Consider the following 20,284-nt stretch of genomic DNA (forward strand, 5'->3'; position numbering starts at 1 on the left):
AAGAAAACTCAGACTGAATTCGTCTGAGTTTTTTTCTTATGATCTAAATTTTTTCAAGAGTGTTTGGGCTTTTTCTAAATTAAAGGTTTTTTCAGCAATCAAGCTTTCTACCAACTTAGGCACTTCAGCCTCTGTGGCTCCTGCAAGGAGGGCCAGTGACTTCGCTTGAAGTTTCATGTGTCCATGCTGAATTCCTGTGCTGACAAGAGCTTTAAGAGCGGCAAAGTTTTGTGCAAGACCAATTGACACGATAATTTGAGCCAATTCCTTAGCTGATGGATGACCTAGCAACTCATTGCTGAGAACTACACGAGGATTAAGACCAATTGATCCACCCTTGGTAGCAACTGGCATCGGCATAGTCATCTCTCCTATTAGCTCTTCTGTTTCCAAATCCATCGTCCAACGACTGAGACCTCGATAAACACCATCATGACTGGCATAGGCATGCGCTCCTGCTTCGATGGCACGCCAATCATTTCCTGTCGCAATCAAGAGAGCATCGATCCCATTAAATATTCCCTTATTGTGAGTAGCTGCTCGATAAGGATCTGCTTGAGCAAACTGGCTGGCTAAAACCATTTTTTCAGCTAGTTCACGCGCTTCATCCTTCTGGCGACTCAAATAACGAAAGGCAATCCGACAAGTTGCAGTTACTAGAGAATCTGTTGCGTAGTTGGATAGAATTCCCATTAAACTTTGCCCTTGACTTAAAGCCTCTAGACTTGGTTTTAAAGCTTCAAGCATGGTATTGAGCATATTAGCTCCCATGGCTTCCTGAGTATCCACATGGAGATAAACCACTAAAAAGTCAGCGTCACCAGAAATTTTCTCAACTGTTAGCCCTCTGGCTCCACCACCACGTTTGACAATAGATGGATAGGCTTGGTTTGCTTGTTCGAGTAGCTCTGCTTTCTGACTCAAAATAGCCTGGCATGCTTTATCCCTATCTGGAACCTGATAAAGAGCTACCTGACCAATCATTTGACGTTGATGAACCTGAGCAGTAAAACCACCCGCACGTTTGATAATCTTACTAGCAAAACTAGCTGCAGCAACGACAGATGGCTCTTCGGTCACATAAGGAACTGTGTACTCTTGACCATTTACCAACACTTCTGGCACTACTGAGTAGGGTAGTGAGAAAGTCCCCACTACATTTTCACTCAGTTGGTCCGCAACTGCTATACTAAGATTTTCATTTTGCTCAAGACTTTCTTGGGCTTCCATAGAAGTAAGCGCCTGAGACTTAACGAACTCAAGGCGCTCTTGAATTGATTTTTTAGCAAATCCATTCCAATTTTTTTTCATTATTTTTCAACCTTGCTGTAGCGACGTTGGTGTTCTACAATCTCAACCAGAGCATAGTCCTGTCCTTCATAGCCTGACATGGTTGCAGAACCGGACTCATCCAAGTTTGCTTCCTCAAAGAAGATTCGTTCATAATCAGCTACGCTCAATGCTTGACGCTGGTCTAGCAATTCTAAGCGATTTTTCTGCAATTGCTGTTCATAGCCTTCAACCAATTCTACACTAAAGAACTCAGATACAGCACCACTTCCGTAGCTATAGAGAGCTAGCTTGTCCCCTGCTTTGAGACTATCAGAATTTTCGAGAAGAGATAAGAGTCCTAAAAAGAGTGAACCTGTATAGATATTTCCAACCTTTTGGCTGTAAATAATGGACTCATCAAAGTGTTTTTGAAGTAAATCTTTTTTCTCTTGGGGTAGAGATTTATCAAGAATTTTTTTCAATCCCTTGAGAGCTAGCTTTGGATATGGCAAATGGAAACAAATAGCTTCAAAATCATTCAAGTCGCAATCATAACGCTTTTGGTACTCTTCCCAAGTCGTTTTTAAGCTATCCAAATACTGCTGTGTTGAGTAGACTCCATTTACAAATGGTGTCGTTGAATAATTTGGACGCCAAAAGTCCATGATATCACGAGTCTGCGCAACGTTATCGTTGTTGAAGACCATAACACGTGGATTTTGACTAATCAACATAGCAACACAACCTGCTCCTTGAGTTGGTTCCCCAGGAGTTTCGACACCATATTTTGCAATATCACTAGCTAGTACCAAGACTTTTGATTTAGGAGAATTTTCTACGTGTAACTTAGCATAGTGAAGGGCCGCAGTTGCACCATAGCAAGCTTCTTTGATTTCAAAACTACGAGCAAAAGGTTGAATTCCAAGTAGACCGTGTACAAAAACCGCAGCCGCCTTACTTTGATCGACTCCAGATTCTGTCGCTACGATAACCATATCAATCTCTTGCTTCTCTTCTTCAGTCAGAATAGAATCTCCTGCACTGGCAGCCAAGGTCACAATATCCTCTGTTAAAGGAGCAATACTCAATTCTTTTAAAAGGAGTCCTTTACTCAATTTTTCAGGATCAGTTCCTCGAGCTTCTGCTAAATCTTGTAATTTCAAAACGTATTGACTGGTCGCAAAACCAATCTTATCAATACCGATTTTCATATTTACCTCTATTTTTATCATTCATTGTAAAAATTCGTTCACCTCTATTTTATCATAATTGAGGTCAAATGAGCGAAAAAAGACTTGATTCCCCAAATCAAGTTCATTTCTATCGTCGTACTCATGTTCTTTCAACCACTCTACCCACGAAAAAATCGAGACTTAGCTAGCTCGATTCTTTTTGAGATAGTGATACAACTTCAGTACAACTGTCCCACTTGCCATTCCTATTGAAATAACAAGGGCCAACATCATCACCAACATTGCACTGGCAATGGCGTTTCTATAGTCGCCTGTCACAAAAAATGAAGTCGTTCGATAAGAGAGATACCCTGGTACCAGCGGAGCTAAAATCGCTAAAGCAAACACAACGGCTGGAGTTTTGTAGAGGATACTCATAATCTGGCTGATACAAGAACCAATTACAGCGGCAATAAAGGTCGCCAAAATAACATTGGTTGGCTCCTTGAGTATTAGATAGAGCAGCCAGATTGACATTCCCAAAACTCCACCAGGAATGAGCATAGAACGTTGGACGTTTAAAACGATTAAAAAAGTGATAATAGCTAGCAGACTAGCTAGAGCCTGCAATAAAAATGTTGTTAGAGTCATATTAATTCATGAGTAAGAGGGCGACAGAGGTGCCTGCCCCTAAGGCAAGGGTAACCAGCAAGGATTCAAACATCTTGCTCATACCAGAGTTAATGTGATTGGTCATAATATCTCTAACAGCATTAGTCAGAGCAATTCCCGGTACAAAAGGCATGACCGCACCTGCAATGACCAAATCAGCTGTAGACGGTAAACCAGAATAGCGCGCCCAAAATTGTGCAATCAAACCAAAGACAAGGGCACCAGCAAAAGCTGTCATAAAGGGAATACGGATAAATTTTTCTACATAAAGAGAACAGGTGAAAGCAAATATGGTTGCCACTCCTGCACCAATGGCATCGTAGACATTCCCCCCGAACATGATCGAGAAGAAGGGAGCACTAAGGGTCGCTGCAGCAGTTAGCTGAATATTGGTGTAGGGAGATGCCTTAGCATTTAATTGCTTAAGTTGAATAAAGGCTGTCTCCAAATCAAGCTGCCCTGATACAAGCTGCCGTGAAATCTGATTGACATCACACACCTTCTCAATATTATAAGCAGAGGAGGTTACTCGTTTCATTCGAGAGATATTTGTATTTTCAATGGAGAAAAAAATAGCTGCAGGCATGGCCAAAACATTACAATCCATGATGCCTTGTGAATGAGCAATTCGAATCATGGTGTCTTCGACACGATAGATTTCAGATCCATTGCGAAGCAGAATTGTTCCTGCTAACATAATGACATCAATGACTGCATTCAGTTTTTTTGATTCGTCCATGTTCCCCTCCTTTTTAAACTTCTTTTATTTTATCATAAATTTTAAGGAAAAAAAATCTTTGTCACAAAAACTGTGACAAAGATTGATTAGTTCTCACCATTATGGTTCTCCGACTGATTATTCGATGACGGAGATGACGGTGCTGTCGTAGTTTGAGGTTCTCTAATCTGTGGTGATGTCTCTCCACGATATGGATTTCCTTGTGAAGGATTTGTTGTCGTTGTTGTTGTTTTCGGTTTGTAGATAGAAATTTTGATACGAGTTGTATTCAAATCTACACCTTCACCTGGTTTTGGACTTTGACTAACTACAGTATCCTCAACAGTCCCTTCTGGTGCTGTAGAAACCTCTACCACTTCAATATTCGCCTCTTTAACACCGACTATCTGAATCAAGTTATTCTTGGTAAATTCAAGGCTTGATCCAATATAACTTGGCATAGGAACGCTAGTTACCTTCTTGGCTACTGTCAAGGTAATCTCTGTCGCCTTACTAAGATCATAAGTGGTTCCTTCTGGCAGACTCTGTCTCATAACAAGTCCTGCCTCTGTTTCACTTGATTCTTCTTCTACAACCTTGATGAGATTTTCAGGAACTTTTTTCCCTTTCAACTCTGCAATGACGTCTGTAGAATTGCGTCCAATATAATTTCCAATCTTAAATGATTGCTGACCTGAAGAGATAATAAGATTAACTTTAATACCTTCTTTACGAGACGAACCAGCATCTGGATCCGTTCGAATCACTCGGCCTTCTTCTACCGTATCACTAGCTTCAGACTTTTCCTCACCAATTTCAAAATTAGCTTTTTTAAGTTTTTCCTTAGCTTCTGCTACAGTTTGTCCTGCAACATTTGGAATTTCAACAGTTGCTGGTGTTTTGGATACTATCCAAAAGAGAGAAGCCAAAACAAGTATAAAGCTAGCTAAAAGCACCAAATACCTCGCTTTAAAACGACGTTTCTTGACTGGTTTTGCAACAGTTTCTTTACTAGTTGCCTTTTGAGTCGGCTTTTGGCTCTGAGGACTTTCTTCCTTTGGTTGCACTTTAGGAATCGCTGTTAAAGTAGACTGTGAAATTTTCGGTAAGGTTTTTGTGTCAACTTTACTTGTATCTTCAAATACCAGTTTTGATTCATTTCGACGGTTATAAGAAAGACTGCTCAATAAGTCAACATACATCTCTGAGACAGTTTGATAACGATCTGTTAACTTTTTAGCTGTCGCTTTTATAACCACGTTTTCCAAGGATTGTGGTACTGATGGATTTTCTGCAATGACAGAAGGAAGTGGTTTTTGGAAATGCTGAAGTGCAATGGTCACAGCACTATCTCCATCATAAGGAATATGACCTGTCAACATTTCGAAAAAGATAATTCCCATTGCATAAATATCACTCTGTATGGTCGCCTTAGAACCACGCGCCTGCTCAGGTGATAGATAGTGAACAGAACCCAACATGGAGTTGGTCTGTGTCAAACTGGTTTCTGCAAAGGCCACTGCAATCCCAAAGTCAGTAACTTTTGCGGTTCCATCAGGAGTCAAGAGTATATTTTGAGGTTTTAAATCACGGTGAATAATCCCCTTTGCATGCGCCAAACGCATAGCCAAGAGAATTTGCCCCATGATACGAACAGCTTCCTCGTTTGATAGAGGGTGGTGTTCTTTAATATAACGTTTGAGGTCAAGCCCAGCTACATATTCCATAGCTAGATATTGTTGACCGTCTTCTTCACCGATATCCGTAATTCGAACGATATGAGGATGATCTAGGTCCGCCATCGCACGTGCTTCACGCTGAAAACGTGCAACAGCGATTGGATCCGTTTGGTAGTTGGTCCTCAGGACCTTCACCGCTACCTCTTCCCCATCCAGAATCAAATCTTTGGCCAGGTAGACATCTGCCATCCCACCACGACCAATTTGTTTGATAATCCGATATCGTCCGGCAAATATCTTGCCGATCTGGATCATTTCGATTCCTCCTCAATCGCAATCAAGGCAACAGTAATGTTATCAAGCCCTCCGGCATTGTTTGCAAAACGTACTAAGGTTGCCGCCTTGTCTTCAAGTGAAATATCACTTGTCACGATGTCATAGATTTCACTTCCTGAAATCATATTCGTGAGACCATCACTGTTCATAACGATATAGTCACCAGGTTCCAAACTTACAATTCCTAAATCAGGTTGAATCTCATCTTTTTGTCCAATAGACTGGGTAATGATATTTTTTTGTGGATGCGCTTCAGCTTCTTCAGGTGTTAATTGACCTGCCTTGAGCAACTCATTGACTAATGAATGATCACTCGTTAATTGTTGGTACTCTTCTCCACGAACCAAGCCGATACGAGAATCACCAATATGAGCATAGATGGCTTGGTTATCAATGATTGCAAGTGCTTCTAGAGTTGTACCCATTCCTTTATATGCTTCATCACGTCCCAATTGATAAATCTTTTGATTTTCAATTTCTAGGTGTTCTGCAAACCATTCACGAACTTCATTAACGGTATCAATATGAGTATCTACCCAGGCAACACCTAAGTCCGTAACTGCCATCTCACTGGCAATATTACCCGCTCGATGTCCTCCCATCCCATCAGCCAAGATAATCATCTTGCGACCGGCACGATTGACAAAAAGATTGACATAGTCTTGATTATTTGTACGTTTCTGACCCACATCTGTTAATAATGAAATCTCCATTGTGTCAGTTCCTTCCTAATTGGATATCTTACGAAATTGGCTAATAAAGAATCCATCACTTCCGTACAATTCTGGAGTAATGAGGATGCAGCCATCTTTTAGGATATCCTTGCATTCGTGTTCTAGTTTAACCTGCTCGAACTCTGGATGACTTTCTAAAAATGCTTGAACCACTTGAAAGTTCTCCTCAGAGACAATAGTGCAGGTACTATAAGTTATTATACCACCTTTACGTAGCGTTTGACAAACACTACCTAATATTTCCAACTGAATTTCCTGTAATGACGCGAAATCAGCAGTGTCTTTGTTATATTTGATATCTGGTTTCCGACGCAATAGACCAATTCCTGAGCATGGGGCATCAACAAGAATCTTATCAAATTGATCCTTACCAAAAAACTCGTGAACCTTTCGGGCATCCAATTTTTGTGTTTGAACACGGTCTGCTACGCCTAGACGCTCTGCATTCTCTTGAATCAAAGTGAGTTTATGGTCGTAGAGATCCAGAGCTGTTACCTGACCTGTCGTGAGATAAGAGGCCATATGGGCTGTTTTCCCACCTGGAGCTGCACAGGCATCCAAAACCTGTTCCTCTCCTTGTAAATCAAGAGTTGGAGTAACCAGTTGACTAGACTCGTCCTGGATAGTAATAAGTCCTTCCGAAAATAAGTCATGACCCGCAAAATGCCCCTGCTCCTTGACCAGACCAGAAGCTGATAAAGCAGAATCACTTGCATCAAGCATTTTTTTGATTTCCTCTTTTCGACTCAAATCTGTCACCCGGATACTGGCTTTGTTACGCTGGAGTAGACTTTCAAAAATTGCTTGCGCTCGCTCTTCTCCATACTCTTCCTTGAGCTTAGAAACTAACCACACTGGCAAAGAGTAGGCGATAGAATCACGCTTGTTCTTACGCTTGATACTGGCAATATCTGGCAAACCTTCTCGCAATATACGGCGAAGGACTGCATTAACCAGTTTTTCGCTACCTTTTTTACGAAGTTTTGCAATTTCTACCGATTCATTGACCACTGCATGATCAGGAAGCTTATCCAAATACTCGAGTTGATAGACGCTCATGAGAAGCAAAATATAGAGCCAGCTGTCTAGCTTGTCCCTATCCTCAATAAAGTGAGACAAATACCATTCTAAAGTTAGTTTACGAGCTACGGTTCCATAAACAAGCTCAGTCACCAAACCTTTGTCAGTTGCTGACAGTTGACTTCCCTTGAGGTGTTTATTTAAGGCGATATTGGAGTAGGCTTGATTGACAAAGACATCCTCTAGCACCTTTAAGGCTAAGTTTCTAGCTGTTTCTACTTTAGTCACCAAATCGTTCTCCTACAGCCAAACTTCGTCCAACACCGTTGAGGAAGGAAGCAATGTCCATTTTAGGTTTTCCTGCTGGTTGAACCTGTTTGAGAGATAGAGCCCCTTCTGCTGTTGCGACAATCAATTCTTTCTTACCGATGGAGAGTATCTCACCTGGAGTTCCTTGACCTTCTACAGGCAGAGCTTCATAGATTTTGAAGCGTTCTCCCTTGAGGAAGGTATGAGCAACTGGCCATGGATTCATCCCACGGATTTGGTTGAAAAGTTGACGGTTGGTCTTGTTCCAGTCCAATTTTTCTTCCTCTGGTTTAATATTTGGTGAGAAAGTTACTTGGCTTGGATCTTGCGATTGAGGCTGAATTTCACCAGCTATATAAGCAGGTAGAGTATCCAAAAGCAAATCACGCCCAACAATGGCCAATTTTTCAAACAAAGTTCCAACATTGTCCTCATCAGTAATGGGAATACTGCGACGAGAAATCATGTCCCCTGCATCCATTTCCTTGACCATTTCCATAATGGTTACTCCTGCTTCTTTATCACCTTGAATCAAGGCATAATGGATAGGAGCTCCACCACGGTGCTTTGGAAGAAGCGAAGCATGAACATTGACTGCAAAATCCATGCTATCAAGGAGTTTACTTGGGAGAAATTGTCCAAAAGCTGCAGTCACAATCCCGTCAGCTCCCAAATTAATGATAGCTTCCATTTCTGGACTACCTGATAATTTTTCAGGTTGGTAGATAGGTAGGCCTGCCTCTTTGGCAGCTTGTTTCACTGGGGTTCCCTGGATAACTTTTTTACGTCCAACCGCACGATCTGGCTGCGTTACAACCGCTACAATCTCGTAGCGGTCATCTGACAAAAGCCCCTTTAAAACAGTTGCTGAAAAATTGGGAGTTCCCATAAAGATTAGTTTTGTCATCTTTTCTCCTTCTATAAAAATTGTTGCGGTTCGTTGTCAATACTGAGACGAAGTTCGCTATTTTCACGTTCTTGAGTTAGGGCTAAGACCTGATTAAGGGTAGAAGCCAACTCATCTTCTAAACGGTATTTAATCAAAATTTGGTAGTGGTAGAGGTTATGAGTACGAGCGATAGGTTTTGGCGTCGGACCTAGAATTACACTAGCATCCGATAAACCTGACCGCAAAATCTCCATGACTTGATAAGCACGTCTAAGAACCTCTTCTTCTTTTTTATGAGATAAGGTGATTCCAATAGTAAAATAATAAGGTGGATAACCCAACTGACGTCTAATGCCCATTTCATAGGCATAGAAACCTTCGTAGTCCTGATCCTTGGCGAACCGAATGGCATAATGCTGAGGATTATAGGACTGAATCAAAACCTGACCTGCCTTTTCAGCACGACCGGCGCGACCTGCCACCTGGGTCAAGAGTTGGAAGGTTCTCTCAGAAGAACGGAAATCAGGCAGGTTCAAGGCTGTGTCCGCATTGAGAACACCAACCAAGGTCACATTTGGAAAATCCAAGCCCTTGGCAATCATCTGGGTTCCTAGCAATATGTCCGCTTCACCATTGCCAAATTGTTCAAGTAAAGCTTGGTGACTGCCCTTTTTACGAGTTGTATCCACATCCATGCGTAGAATGCGTGCCTCTGGAAAGAGTTCCGCTAGCTCATCATAAGCCTTCTGTGTCCCCGTTCCATAATAGCGAATGCTACGACTCTGACAGTTTGGACAGACATGTGGAATTTCCTTCGTAAAACCACAATAATGACAGTTCATAGTCTTAGTATCCATATGCAGCGTCAAGGAAATATCGCAGTTTGGACAGGTATCCACGGTCCCACATTCCCGGCACATGACAAAGCTAGAATAACCACGACGATTGAGCATGAGAACAACCTGCTCTTTTTTATCCAGTCGATCTTGAATTGCCTCAATCAGTGGTGGTGTAAAATTTGATGTTTCATTCTGCCCGATGTAATCACGGAAATCAATCAGTTGAACCTCAGGAATACTTGCTAAAGGATTGGCCCGTTGAGTCAGACGTAGATGTTGATAAACACCCTTACCAGCACGCGCACGACTTTCTAGACTCGGTGTTGCAGAACCAAGGACTAGGGCAGCTTGATTGTACTGAGCTCGTAAAAGAGCCACATCTCTAGCATGGTAACGAGGATTGCTGTCTTGCTTATAGCTTGCCTCGTGCTCTTCATCGATAATGATAACACCTAGATTTTTCAAAGGTGCAAAAATAGCAGACCTGGCCCCAACAACTACCTGAGCATCTCCACGCTCCACCTTGCGCCACTCATCATACTTTTCACCGTTGGACAAGCCTGAGTGGAGGATGGCAACTTGCTCACCAAAACGAGCAATAAAGCGCTCTGTCATTTGAGGTGTCAGAGAGATCTCCGGAACTAGAACAATCGCTGTTTTCCCCATATCCAAGGCCCCTTGGATAATCTGCAGATAAACCTCAGTTTTCCCACTTCCAGTGATTCCTTGTAGCAGAAAGGGAGGATGTTTCTTACCAATCGCACCAACAACCGCCTCACAGGCTTGTTTTTGCTCTGGGTTTAACTCTAAGGCTTGATTTGACTCGATTCCTTCAAAGTAGGTAGCTGAACGTTGAACTTCCTTTTGAAGAATCGTCAAAGCACCCTGCTCCACAAAGAAGTTGACTTGTTCCCGTGAGTAATGTTCTAACAAAGCAGCCAAAGGAGTACTTTCTGGATGTGCTAATAAATAATCTCGCAGTTCCAATTTCTTCTTGGCACGGTTTGAGATTTCTAGCTTTTCTAATTTGTCAAGATTCACTTGAATCCAAGACTGTGTTTTAACCTTCTTCTGGTCTATAGCCTGATACTCTAACTTCAAAAGTCCTTTGCGAGTCAATCGCATCATCTCGGCCTGCTTTTCTAAGTCTAGAGATGAAAATGCTAAGGACTCTTGCGAACCGAATAAACGCTCCTTGTCCTCCTGACTCAAGCCTTCCAGAGGATAGAGGATTTTATCATAGCTAGAATTCAAAAATCCTGGAAGCATGGCTTTTAGAATTGAAATCTTGTATGAAAAAACTGACTTACGTAGTTCTTCGGCCAACCAGAGTTGTTCCTCCGTTAAGACAGGAGAAAAGTCCAGCACCTCAGCAATTTCTTTCAAGTCCTCATCTGCCATTTCCGATTTTTGTTCCATTCCAAGAACAATCCCTTGAATCAAGCGATCGGCCTTCCCAAAAGGCACATGAACCCGCATACCAACTTCCAGCATCCCTTCAAATTCCTCTGGAATCTTGTAGCTATAGGGCTGGTCTGTCTGCATTAAGGGAACATCCACAATGATTTTTGCAATAGCCATATCCTCACCTCCTTCTTTACTTAAATCGTTTCAATTGATTGAGTATTCTTGCAATAGAAAAAATAAGATTGAGTCCCCCCAACCTTAAATTTTTTCACCTTCTTCTTTTTCTTTCGCGATTTGCTCTTTGATTTTCTTTTCTTCTTCTTCTCTCAATCGTCTTTCTTCTTCGATACGACGACGAACAGATTCGCGTTTCCCTTCTGGATCTGGGTGGATGGTTACATTCCCTGATTCAATTTCTTCCAAGGCACGAAGTGTAGATTTTTCAGATTTGAATTCTTGTGTTGGAGTTGCTCCAGCTTCTAATTCGTGAGCACGTTTTGCTTCCAAGATGACGAGTGAATATTTTGATGGTACCTTGTCAAGCAAGGTATCAATAGAGGGTTTAAGCATCATTTGTTTGTACCTGTTTTCTATAGTTTATCGAATAGTTGGAGACTTTGGTAGCATATCCTGGTAGTGACCGATGACACGATCGACGCGGAAATGTTCTGCTTCAATCACACGTTTGACACGTTCTGCGGCAAGAGGAACATGATCATTGACAATAGCATAGTCATACTCACGCATCAAAGCAATTTCTTCTTTGGCTTTTTCAATACGCTGTGCAATCACTTCTGCGCTATCTGTACCACGACCAACGAGACGATCTTGCAATTCTTCCAAATCTGGTGGTGTCAAAAAGATAAAGACTGCATCTGGAACTTTTTTCTTGACCTGAAGAGCTCCCTGCACTTCAATTTCAAGGAAGACGTCAATCCCCTTATCAAGGGTTTCATTGACATAGGTCAGAGGAGTTCCGTAGTAGTTGCCTACATACTCTGCATACTCTAACATTTGCCCTTGACGAATCAATTCTTCAAATTCTTCACGCGTGCGGAAGAAATAGTCAACTCCGTCTACTTCACCTGGACGTTGCGCCCGCGTTGTCATAGATACAGAATATTGGAATTGGTTTTCAGAACTCTCAAAAATTTCTCGTCTAACCGTTCCTTTTCCAACTCCTGAAGGACCTGAAAAAACGATTAGTAAGCCACGGTCTGCCATGATGTCTCCTTTGGATAGTTTGTGAAATGCCTTAGAAATTCATTCAGAATTCTCTTTGTGAAGGCATTTCTGCTTACTACAATCTTTCTATCTAGTGTAACAAAAAAGCAGTAATTTTTCAACTGCTCTTTCTTATTTATTTTGCATAATCAACTGCACGAAGTTCACGAATAACGGTTACTTTGATATTTCCTGGGTAATCGAGATTGTTTTCGATTTTCTCACGAACTTTGTGAGCCAAGATTGTGACTTTGTCGTCCTTGATTTGACCTGGATTTACCATGATACGGATTTCACGTCCAGCTTGAAGGGCAAAGCTATTTTGTACTCCTTCAAAGCTATTTGCAATCTCCTCTAAGTCATGGAGACGTTTGATATAGCTCTCAAGAGACTCGCTACGAGCTCCTGGACGAGCAGCACTTAGAGCATCCGCTGCAGCAACAAGAACTGCAATAACACTTTCAGGCTCTACATCTCCGTGGTGGCTAGCAATAGTATTGATAACAACTGGGTGTTCTTTGTACTTACGAGCCAATTCAGTACCAATCTCAACGTGGCTACCTTCCACCTCACGGTCAATAGCTTTACCGATATCGTGAAGGAATCCCGCACGACGGGCAAGGGCTGCATTTTCACCAAGTTCGCTAGCCATGATACCAGCCAACTTAGCCACTTCGATTGAGTGACGCAAGACATTTTGACCGTATGAAGTACGGAACTGCAAACGACCCATGATTTTCATTAAGTCTGGGTGAAGGTTTGGTGCTCCGATTTCATAAGCTGCAGCCTCACCATATTCACGGATTTTATTGTCAATCTCTAGACGATTTTTCTCAACTAACTCTTCGATACGAGCTGGGTGAATACGTCCATCCTTAAGCAAGGTTTCCATCGTCATACGGGCAATCTCACGGCGGATAGGATCAAAACCTGACAAGGTTACCACTTCTGGCGTATCATCAATGATGACATCAACCCCTGTCAAACTTTCAAAGGTACGAATGTTACGACCTTCACGTCCAATGATACGACCTTTCATGGTATCATCAGGCAGATGAACCGTAGAGTTTGTAGATTCAGCTACATACTCACCAGCAATTCTCTGCATAGCTTGAGCCAAGATATCCTTGGCTAACTTATCTGAACGTTCCTTAACTTCTTGCTCAGCCTCACGAATGCGACTAGCAATTTCCTTAGTCAAGTCTTCTTCTGTTTGGGCTAAGATAATATCTTTCGCCTCTGACTGTGTCAGACTTCCGACACGCTCTAGTTCATCTTGCTTTTGCTTTTCAATTTCCTCTAGTTGCTCTTCACGTGCATCAAGGTTTTTTGCTCTATCAGAAATACTTTGTTCTTTTTGTTCAAGTGTTTTTTCTTTGTTCGTCAAATTATCGTCTTTACGGTCAAGGCTCGTAGCTCTCTCCGTCAAACGACTTTCGATTTGCTTGAGTTCTTGACGCTCTGACTTAAATTCAGCGTCCACTTCTTCGCGGTATTTTCTGGCTTCTTCTTTAGCCTCCAATAGTGCTTCTTTTTTAAGGGATTTGCTTTCGCTTTTAGCTTCATTGATTAATAAATCCGCTTCACGCTCAGCTTGTCCTCGTAAATTAGTTGCTTCTTGTTCAGCATTTAAAAGCATCAACTCTGCAGCCTCTTGTGATGATTTCATCTTGACTGAGATGCTGACATATCCAATGACTAAACCAATGATGACGGCAAAAACAACTATAACAATCGCCATAATTTCCATGTTTTTACCTCAATTTATTTGTTTATCCGAATGACATGCATTCTTATACATTTTACCACAAAAAAATATTTTTAACAAACCTTAAATGGAAGTTGTTTTAGTTATTTTTAGGAGCATTATCTTCATTTTCCTTAGTAAAATAAGCTTCTTAAACCTAACTATTTTTTAAAAGAATTTTTTTGCAAAAAACTAAAAAAAGCCTACCTTTCAGTAGACTTAGTTTGTTTCGATTCTGATTGGCACTCTGCCAAAATTTTGTTCTGCGATACTAGGGTGTCCCAGTTGATAAATTTGGTCTGCCTTTTGAGTCATAGCATCCCAAGGTTCTTTGCCGATACGGCTGACGAGATTGACCTGCTCCTTGAGAACTTTAAGGTGTTGTCTGCCTTTTTCGGTAAAACCAAGGACATGAATGGCTTCTGGCAAGTCACTTTCTCTAGCCTGCACCAAGATATAGGTCAAGAGGCGTCGCACACGCGCCTTGGTGTAGCGTTTGGTAGCCACTAACTCAACCAATTCCTCAATAGATTTTGCTATTTTGATGGCTTCCTTGATCCGCACTGCCATTTCTTGATTGACCTGATAAATAGTACTTAAATCTGGATTTGACAAGATTTGATAGCGTAAAAGTGGAAAATAATCTTCCCAGCTCACCTTACTAGCATTTTCAAAGAGATTAACAGAAGGCATAAAGCGTTCTAAGAAATCTTGGTCTGTTTGGTGCTGACGGATGGCTGTCGCCGAAGCAAAGTCCACATCCTTGTCCACCGAATGATAGCCTGCCCCCTGACGCTTGATTGGATGAAGTTTGATATCTCTCCCAGCAACTGCCTTGGCGTAGGCAAGAGCTAAGACATGATTGGGCGTATCACCCGAAAAATCAAGACCTGCAAATTCCTTCCACATAGCTTGCGTTTTCTGAGGGTAGGAGAGGGAATCAGGTAGATTGTCCACAAAATTCTCCATCTCTTGACCACGTTCTGCATATAAATCAGCAATTTTCTGGTAATCTAGAACTTCCTCTGTCCCAAAAGCTAGGCTGTCAATTCCTAACTGCGCCAAGATATCTACTGCTCCTTGTCCAAAGAAATCCGCTGCTTGTACACTGACTAAAAAGGGCAATTCTACTACCAGGTCTGCGCCATTCTCCAGTGCCATCTGGGCCCGAGTCCACTTGTCCACGATAGCAGGCTCGCCTCTCTGCATGAAATTCCCAGACATAGCCACAATTTTCACCCCATCCGCCTGTTCTAGCAGGTATTTGTGGCCATTATGAAAAGGATTGAACTCTGCGATAATACCTGTAATGGTCATGGTAATCTCCCTTTCTAATGACGAAATCTACGATACCGCTCAGGCAATCTTCCTCTCCAGTTAAGCCATTGTTTTTCTCCTACTGGAAGGATTTCTGCCAGTTGTTCGTTGCTATAATTTTTTTGTAACTCAGGATAAGCTATCAACATAGTTGGTCTATGGCATCCAGCAACCGTCATTGGCCATGTTCCATACATCAGCATATGTCGGATATCATCCTCTGATTTTATTCCATTTACTAACATATCAAAAAGCTTCTTAGACATATCGTAAACGACTAACTCTGAAAACACGGTTCCTTCTTCCTGAACATAGAAGTATTGCCCATCTTTTTCCCAAAGCGTTCCATTTTGACGGATACGATTAAACTGCGAAACTTCTTCCCAAGAATATTTTGATCGAACCATATCCATCCCCTACTTCTGCGCGACGAAAAACCAACGGGTGCTAGTTTCTGTTGGATCCTTATCTTCAAAGTCAGCATAAAGCTTGAAGGACTTAAAACCAGCCTGTTCCAACAAGATATCATAGGTCAAGACCTCGTAAGTGCGCTCCTCATGCACTTCATCATGACGGCTAAAGGAACCGTCTGCTTCCTTGACAAAGAAAGTCAACTCATGGACGATAGAATGTGGTGCTGCATCCTCGTAGGTATCCCAGAGCATGGCAAAGTCTTCGGCATTTTCATGATAGGAATAGCCAGGAAAGACCTCATCTGTCTGGTAGGTCGAATGCACATCAAAGATGAAGACCCCGTCCTCATTGAGAGCATTATAGACTTCTTTAAAGACATCCCCTACTTCCACCTCGTCCTGCATATAGCAGATTGAATCCGAATAACAAGTCACAAAGTCGTATTTACCAGCCTTGGATAAATCCAGCATATTGCCTTCAATAAAATCAATCTTTTGCTTGGCTGAAGCCGCTCTCTTTTCAGCAATCTTCAACATATCCGCACTCAAGTCAAGTCCAGTCACATCAAAACCAGCTTGGGAAAAGCGTACAGACTGAATTCCTGTCCCACAAGCCAATTCCAAGAGTCTCTTTCTTTCCTTAGTCTTAGGCAGATGACGGAGGGAAAAGTCCGTCCATTTGTCGTATAAACTATCATCCATAACTGCATCATAGACCGCTGCAAACGTTTCATAAGTCGCCATAATTTTTTACTCACTTTTAAAATATTTCTTTAATAGTTGTTCATTCACTTCTAATATATTAGGAATCATATTCTTACATAAAAAAACATCTTTTCCTATTTTTAAATCAATTGTTTCAGTATCATTATTTATATTTATTAAAGTTAGCATATTGCTTAATTCAGTATATTTAACCTTATAATACTTGCGAGGCGGTTCTTTTCTAACTTGTCCAATATTTGACTCTCTGAATTGATTAGTTTTAGCCGTGATAATAGTATGTTTATTCTTGCTGATGAGCAATAAATTTCCTATACTGTCCACCTCTTGTTTTGAAACTAAACCCTTTTCTGCTTCATTCCATTCAATAATATGGTGAATTTCATTTTCGATTGTATTATACTTCTCATCTATATTGTGCTTCTTAAAATATTGTACTCTTAATTTATTTTTTCTATTCATTTATAAATTCCAATTCATTCTCCCGAAAATAGCCCAGTCAATAAGTTGACTGAGCCAAATCTAAAAAAAGTCGATACTAAGATATAGTTCATCTACTATGCTAAGGCTTCTGAAATATCTACTGAATCCGCCTCATGCCATAGTTTTTCTAGGTTATAGTGGGCACGCATTTCTTCTGAGAAGATATGCACAACGACTCCACCAAGGTCTAGCAAGACCCAGCCTCCAGCTGCATCACCTTCAACGTGACTACCTTTAAAGCCAGCTTGAGCTACTTTTTCACGGATATTTTCAGCGATAGCGTCCAATTGACGGCTATTCATAGAGCTCGTGATAACAAAATAGTCTGTTACACTGGTCAATTCTTGTACATCAAGTGCGAGGATATCCTCCGCACGTTTTTCATCAGCCGCTTTCACGACTAGTTCTAGTAATTCTTTTTCGTTCATTTAGTCCTCTTTCAAATAGTGCACATAGGCGTTATAGGTTTCAAGGGTTTGGGGATAGATAGGCAATCCCTGGCGAGCCAAATGTTCCACAGTGCGAGCTGTTTCATAGGCTACCGCCTTATTGAGTGACATACTTGCAATCTCACGCGCCTGGTCCACCCCTGGAAAGGCACGATTATGCTCGATGTAGTCTGCGACGTAGATAACCTTATCAAGGTCCGTCATCTGACCAGCTCCGACTGTATGGATTTCAATAGCTCGTAGGATTTCAGAATCTTTCAAATCCAAATCTTCCTGAATCTTGCAGATCCCGACCATGCCATGCCAGACATTATTGCCCCAGTTTTTAAGGTCTGGATCTAGTTGATAACGATCTATCAAGTCTAAAAACTCTTGATCTGACAGCTTCTTGGCATAGTCATGAAGGAGGCCTGCTAGACCTGCTTTCTCACTATCCACACCAAAGCGCTGAGCCAATTCTATGGCTGCACGCTCTACACCCAGACAATGGGTTAGACGTTTTTCAGGTAGGAGCTCTGCCATTTTTTCCAACAATTCTTCACGCGAACAGTTGATATAGTCTTGGTATGCCATCAGTAAAGCCCCTCTTTCTCAATATAGTCTAGCACTGGTTTTGGCAAGAGAAAGTTAGGGGTGCGACCTTGGGCGATGAAATCACGCACCATACTGGATGAAATATCCATGAGAGGCACATCCACCCAGATGACTGGATAAGAAGTCCCTGCCTTGTAACGCGGACGCTGAACCCCTACAAACTGAACGAGATCAACCAGTTCATCAATTCTATACCACTTAGGCAGATAGTCTACCATGTCAGCACCGATGATAAAGTAATAATCTGTATCTGGATTCTTCTCTGTCAAAATCTTCATGGTGTCGTAGGTGTAGGAAATTCCCTTGCGCTCTAGCTCAATGGTCTCAATAGCTAAACCTTCGATTCCATCGATAGCCAATTCAAGCATCTTGAGGCGGTGGTGTTCAGAAATGGTTTCCTTTTTGTCTACGTGAGGTGGTTGGTATTCAGGCATGAGCAGAACTTGATCCAATCCCAACTGTTGGCGCACTTGGTCTGCCACGATCAGGTGGGCGTTGTGAACAGGGTTAAAATTTCCCCCTAAGATTCCAACTTGCTTACGTTTTTTATCCTTGATTTCTGGCTCTAACTCCACTTTTGTAAAGGGAGTTAATAATTCGATTGCCATAGGCTAATCTCCTTTAATCTTCTGTAAAATACAGTTTGGGAGTATATTTTTAGATTTCTTTAACTTTTTTAGAGATCTTGCGATTTTCTTTCTTGCTTGATTGCTTATACAAAATCAAGATACGACCGATTTTTTGGACTGTATCCACACCGATTTCTTCTTCCAAGATTTCAGCTACTTCGTGGATGTTTTCATCTGTGTTTTGTAAGAGAGTAACCTTGATCAATTCGCGGGCGTCAAGTGCCTGACGAACGCTGGTTTTGATTTGGTCGTTGAGTCCATTTTTCCCGATTTGGATGATGGGTTTGAGGGTGTGTGCCTGGCTGTTGAGGAAGGCACGTTGTTTCGATGTTAATGACATATTTTCTTCCTTTTTTGATAGTTATTTTAGGTGGTGGGGGACGGTCGGAACTAATTTCCCAAAGATTTCATCTTTGAAAAATGGATTTCCAGACCTCACAATTGAGCCTAGGTCTCAATTGTGCCCCTTGCCAATCTATAGATTGGCAATCACACCACGGCAATAACTATCTCTACATGAGCTCACTTTGTTCGCTCAGTGATTTTATTTTAAATAATTGCTTTTCGTGTGACGACTGCGACGCCTTCTGGTGCCCAGACGGCTACTTTGGCACTTCCTGTTACACGAATCCAGCCTAGTCCTGAGATAACGAGGTCTGTCTTATCCTTGATAGTAAAGACATGTTGGACCAGTTTTGGAAAATCTTCTTTTTCCTTGCTATTTGGTGGTGTAAGAAGGGTTCCAAGGTGCTTGTCGTAGAAAGCACTAGCTCCTTCAAGCTTGGTACGATGAAGTTTGAGTTCATTATCAAAGAAAGCTGTGAAACCTTGCTTTTCTCCTGCAATGAAATCAAATCGTCCCAAACCTCCTAAAAAGAGGGTTTGCTCAGGATTGAGCTGGTAGGTTTTAGGTTTGATTTCCTTTTTAGGACTGACATACTTGAGGTTTTTGGCCGTCAAGTAGTGGGCCATCTGATGACGATGAATAATTCCCGGTGTATCATAGATATAAGAACCATCATCAAGTGGAATCTCAATCTTGTCCAAGGTTGTCCCTGGGAAACGTGATGTTGTGATGACGTTCTGGTCACCCGTAATTTCCTGGATAATAGCATTGATAAGAGTTGATTTCCCAACATTGGTAACCCCAACTACATAGACGTCACGACCCTTACGATAGTGCTCAATTTTATCAATGACTTCCTTGATAGCATGCTTGTTTTGGGCTGAAGTCAAGACGACATCAACAAGACGTAGACCTTCTTCGTGGGCACGTTCCATGAGCCATTGACTAATCTTACCAGGCTTAACAGACTTAGGAAGGATGTCTTTTTTATTTCCAACCAAGAGAACATCATTTCCTGATACAAAACGAGGCAAGCCTGGGATAACAGAGCCATTAAAGTCAAAGATATCAATAACATTGACCACCAAGGCATCACTGTCTCCCACCTCGTGCAAGAGTTTGAGGAAATCATCATCCGTCAGTTGCACATCTGTGATTTCATTGTAATGACGAAGACGGAAACAACGTTGACAATAAACTTCACCAGTTTCCAAACCTTTTTCGAGTGCTGACTGAGGCGTAAAGCCTAGACCGGTCTTATCTGTCGTCTGAATGGTTGCTCCACAGCCAATACAGAGAATTTCTTCCATAG

General features: G+C 41.7%; 21 protein-coding genes. All 21 read right to left on the reverse strand.

Annotated elements, in window-relative coordinates:
• Positions 1-36: 36 nt before the first annotated feature.
• The 21 genes from HMPREF9423_RS08625 to yqeH all read right to left on the reverse strand — a co-directional run bounded on the left by HMPREF9423_RS08625 (position 37) and on the right by yqeH (position 20,282).
• Entirely contained in the window at positions 37-1,311 is a 1,275-nt protein-coding gene (locus HMPREF9423_RS08625; protein ID WP_006148934.1) for a hydroxymethylglutaryl-CoA reductase, degradative, read from the reverse strand.
• Positions 1,311-2,483, reverse strand: coding sequence for a hydroxymethylglutaryl-CoA synthase (locus tag HMPREF9423_RS08630; RefSeq protein ID WP_006155513.1), 1,173 nt, complete (start codon positions 2,481-2,483; stop codon positions 1,311-1,313). Before HMPREF9423_RS08630 ends, HMPREF9423_RS08625 begins: the two co-directional genes overlap by 1 nt.
• A gap of 162 nt (positions 2,484-2,645) precedes the next feature.
• The gene (locus tag HMPREF9423_RS08635) at positions 2,646-3,095 is read right to left on the reverse strand and encodes a threonine/serine exporter family protein (protein WP_006148936.1); all 450 of its coding nucleotides are present in this window, start codon (positions 3,093-3,095) and stop codon (positions 2,646-2,648) included.
• Position 3,096: 1 nt separating this feature from the next.
• Positions 3,097-3,855: a threonine/serine exporter family protein gene (locus tag HMPREF9423_RS08640; RefSeq protein WP_006148937.1), complete on the reverse strand. Its 759-nt coding sequence runs from the start codon at positions 3,853-3,855 to the stop codon at positions 3,097-3,099.
• 86 nt (positions 3,856-3,941) lie between these two features.
• Complete coding sequence (gene pknB / locus HMPREF9423_RS08645; RefSeq protein ID WP_006148938.1) at positions 3,942-5,828, reverse strand: Stk1 family PASTA domain-containing Ser/Thr kinase; 1,887 nt, start codon at positions 5,826-5,828, stop codon at positions 3,942-3,944.
• A complete protein-coding gene (locus HMPREF9423_RS08650) occupies positions 5,825-6,562 on the reverse strand; it encodes a Stp1/IreP family PP2C-type Ser/Thr phosphatase (RefSeq protein ID WP_006148939.1) in 738 nt (245 codons plus the stop codon). Before HMPREF9423_RS08650 ends, pknB begins: the two co-directional genes overlap by 4 nt.
• A 15-nt stretch (positions 6,563-6,577) precedes the next feature.
• Complete coding sequence (gene rsmB / locus HMPREF9423_RS08655) at positions 6,578-7,891, reverse strand: 16S rRNA (cytosine(967)-C(5))-methyltransferase RsmB (RefSeq protein ID WP_006148940.1); 1,314 nt, start codon at positions 7,889-7,891, stop codon at positions 6,578-6,580.
• Positions 7,884-8,819 (reverse strand): methionyl-tRNA formyltransferase, encoded by a 936-nt coding sequence (fmt, locus tag HMPREF9423_RS08660; protein WP_006148941.1) that lies wholly within the window; start codon positions 8,817-8,819, stop codon positions 7,884-7,886. Before fmt ends, rsmB begins: the two co-directional genes overlap by 8 nt.
• An 11-nt stretch (positions 8,820-8,830) precedes the next feature.
• On the reverse strand, positions 8,831-11,221 hold the full coding sequence (locus HMPREF9423_RS08665) for a primosomal protein N' (RefSeq protein ID WP_006148942.1): 2,391 nt from the start codon (positions 11,219-11,221) through the stop codon (positions 8,831-8,833).
• A gap of 84 nt (positions 11,222-11,305) precedes the next feature.
• Positions 11,306-11,620, reverse strand: coding sequence for a DNA-directed RNA polymerase subunit omega (gene rpoZ, locus HMPREF9423_RS08670; protein WP_006148943.1), 315 nt, complete (start codon positions 11,618-11,620; stop codon positions 11,306-11,308).
• 24 nt (positions 11,621-11,644) lie between these two features.
• Positions 11,645-12,271 carry a guanylate kinase gene (gene gmk, locus HMPREF9423_RS08675; RefSeq protein WP_000775049.1) on the reverse strand — a complete coding sequence of 209 codons (627 nt, stop codon included), beginning with the start codon at positions 12,269-12,271 and terminating at the stop codon, positions 11,645-11,647.
• A 136-nt stretch (positions 12,272-12,407) separates the two neighbouring features.
• A complete protein-coding gene (locus tag HMPREF9423_RS08680) occupies positions 12,408-14,021 on the reverse strand; it encodes a ribonuclease Y (RefSeq protein WP_006148944.1) in 1,614 nt (537 codons plus the stop codon).
• Between the two features lie 216 nt (positions 14,022-14,237).
• Entirely contained in the window at positions 14,238-15,335 is a 1,098-nt protein-coding gene (locus HMPREF9423_RS08685; protein WP_006148945.1) for a nucleotidyltransferase, read from the reverse strand.
• 14 nt (positions 15,336-15,349) lie between these two features.
• On the reverse strand, positions 15,350-15,742 hold the full coding sequence (locus HMPREF9423_RS08690) for a hypothetical protein (RefSeq protein WP_006153606.1): 393 nt from the start codon (positions 15,740-15,742) through the stop codon (positions 15,350-15,352).
• Positions 15,743-15,751: 9 nt separating this feature from the next.
• Entirely contained in the window at positions 15,752-16,492 is a 741-nt protein-coding gene (locus HMPREF9423_RS08695; protein WP_006148947.1) for a class I SAM-dependent DNA methyltransferase, read from the reverse strand.
• A 6-nt stretch (positions 16,493-16,498) separates the two neighbouring features.
• The gene (locus tag HMPREF9423_RS08700) at positions 16,499-16,933 is read right to left on the reverse strand and encodes a hypothetical protein (protein ID WP_006148948.1); all 435 of its coding nucleotides are present in this window, start codon (positions 16,931-16,933) and stop codon (positions 16,499-16,501) included.
• Between the two features lie 95 nt (positions 16,934-17,028).
• Positions 17,029-17,382 (reverse strand): ribosome silencing factor, encoded by a 354-nt coding sequence (gene rsfS, locus HMPREF9423_RS08705; RefSeq protein ID WP_006148949.1) that lies wholly within the window; start codon positions 17,380-17,382, stop codon positions 17,029-17,031.
• Positions 17,383-17,976 (reverse strand): bis(5'-nucleosyl)-tetraphosphatase (symmetrical) YqeK, encoded by a 594-nt coding sequence (gene yqeK, locus HMPREF9423_RS08710; RefSeq protein WP_006148950.1) that lies wholly within the window; start codon positions 17,974-17,976, stop codon positions 17,383-17,385.
• Positions 17,976-18,605, reverse strand: a complete 630-nt coding sequence (locus HMPREF9423_RS08715) for a nicotinate-nucleotide adenylyltransferase (RefSeq protein WP_004251404.1) — start codon at positions 18,603-18,605, stop codon at positions 17,976-17,978. Before HMPREF9423_RS08715 ends, yqeK begins: the two co-directional genes overlap by 1 nt.
• A gap of 49 nt (positions 18,606-18,654) precedes the next feature.
• Positions 18,655-18,966 (reverse strand): ribosome assembly RNA-binding protein YhbY, encoded by a 312-nt coding sequence (gene yhbY, locus HMPREF9423_RS08720; protein WP_000060171.1) that lies wholly within the window; start codon positions 18,964-18,966, stop codon positions 18,655-18,657.
• Between the two features lie 209 nt (positions 18,967-19,175).
• Positions 19,176-20,282 carry a ribosome biogenesis GTPase YqeH gene (gene yqeH, locus HMPREF9423_RS08725; protein WP_006148951.1) on the reverse strand — a complete coding sequence of 369 codons (1,107 nt, stop codon included), beginning with the start codon at positions 20,280-20,282 and terminating at the stop codon, positions 19,176-19,178.
• Between the last annotated feature and the right edge of the window lie 2 nt (positions 20,283-20,284).

It is taken from the genome of Streptococcus infantis ATCC 700779 (genome assembly GCF_000187465.1).
GTDB classification, from domain to species: domain Bacteria; phylum Bacillota; class Bacilli; order Lactobacillales; family Streptococcaceae; genus Streptococcus; species Streptococcus infantis.

What these genes read in the sequence shown, in the direction of transcription:
- HMPREF9423_RS08625 (WP_006148934.1), bottom strand. Translation starts at nt 1,311, where the DNA reads ATGAAAAAAAATTGGAATGGATTTGCTAAAAAATCAATTCAAGAGCGC.
- HMPREF9423_RS08630 (WP_006155513.1), bottom strand. Translation starts at nt 2,483, where the DNA reads ATGAAAATCGGTATTGATAAGATTGGTTTTGCGACCAGTCAATACGTT.
- HMPREF9423_RS08635 (WP_006148936.1), bottom strand. Translation starts at nt 3,095, where the DNA reads ATGACTCTAACAACATTTTTATTGCAGGCTCTAGCTAGTCTGCTAGCT.
- HMPREF9423_RS08640 (WP_006148937.1), bottom strand. Translation starts at nt 3,855, where the DNA reads ATGGACGAATCAAAAAAACTGAATGCAGTCATTGATGTCATTATGTTA.
- pknB (WP_006148938.1), bottom strand. Translation starts at nt 5,828, where the DNA reads ATGATCCAGATCGGCAAGATATTTGCCGGACGATATCGGATTATCAAA.
- HMPREF9423_RS08650 (WP_006148939.1), bottom strand. Translation starts at nt 6,562, where the DNA reads ATGGAGATTTCATTATTAACAGATGTGGGTCAGAAACGTACAAATAAT.
- fmt (WP_006148941.1), bottom strand. Translation starts at nt 8,819, where the DNA reads ATGACAAAACTAATCTTTATGGGAACTCCCAATTTTTCAGCAACTGTT.
- HMPREF9423_RS08665 (WP_006148942.1), bottom strand. Translation starts at nt 11,221, where the DNA reads ATGGCTATTGCAAAAATCATTGTGGATGTTCCCTTAATGCAGACAGAC.
- rpoZ (WP_006148943.1), bottom strand. Translation starts at nt 11,620, where the DNA reads ATGATGCTTAAACCCTCTATTGATACCTTGCTTGACAAGGTACCATCA.
- gmk (WP_000775049.1), bottom strand. Translation starts at nt 12,271, where the DNA reads ATGGCAGACCGTGGCTTACTAATCGTTTTTTCAGGTCCTTCAGGAGTT.
- HMPREF9423_RS08680 (WP_006148944.1), bottom strand. Translation starts at nt 14,021, where the DNA reads ATGGAAATTATGGCGATTGTTATAGTTGTTTTTGCCGTCATCATTGGT.
- HMPREF9423_RS08685 (WP_006148945.1), bottom strand. Translation starts at nt 15,335, where the DNA reads ATGACCATTACAGGTATTATCGCAGAGTTCAATCCTTTTCATAATGGC.
- HMPREF9423_RS08690 (WP_006153606.1), bottom strand. Translation starts at nt 15,742, where the DNA reads ATGGTTCGATCAAAATATTCTTGGGAAGAAGTTTCGCAGTTTAATCGT.
- HMPREF9423_RS08695 (WP_006148947.1), bottom strand. Translation starts at nt 16,492, where the DNA reads ATGGCGACTTATGAAACGTTTGCAGCGGTCTATGATGCAGTTATGGAT.
- HMPREF9423_RS08700 (WP_006148948.1), bottom strand. Translation starts at nt 16,933, where the DNA reads ATGAATAGAAAAAATAAATTAAGAGTACAATATTTTAAGAAGCACAAT.
- rsfS (WP_006148949.1), bottom strand. Translation starts at nt 17,382, where the DNA reads ATGAACGAAAAAGAATTACTAGAACTAGTCGTGAAAGCGGCTGATGAA.
- yqeK (WP_006148950.1), bottom strand. Translation starts at nt 17,976, where the DNA reads ATGGCATACCAAGACTATATCAACTGTTCGCGTGAAGAATTGTTGGAA.
- HMPREF9423_RS08715 (WP_004251404.1), bottom strand. Translation starts at nt 18,605, where the DNA reads ATGGCAATCGAATTATTAACTCCCTTTACAAAAGTGGAGTTAGAGCCA.
- yhbY (WP_000060171.1), bottom strand. Translation starts at nt 18,966, where the DNA reads ATGTCATTAACATCGAAACAACGTGCCTTCCTCAACAGCCAGGCACAC.
- yqeH (WP_006148951.1), bottom strand. Translation starts at nt 20,282, where the DNA reads ATGGAAGAAATTCTCTGTATTGGCTGTGGAGCAACCATTCAGACGACA.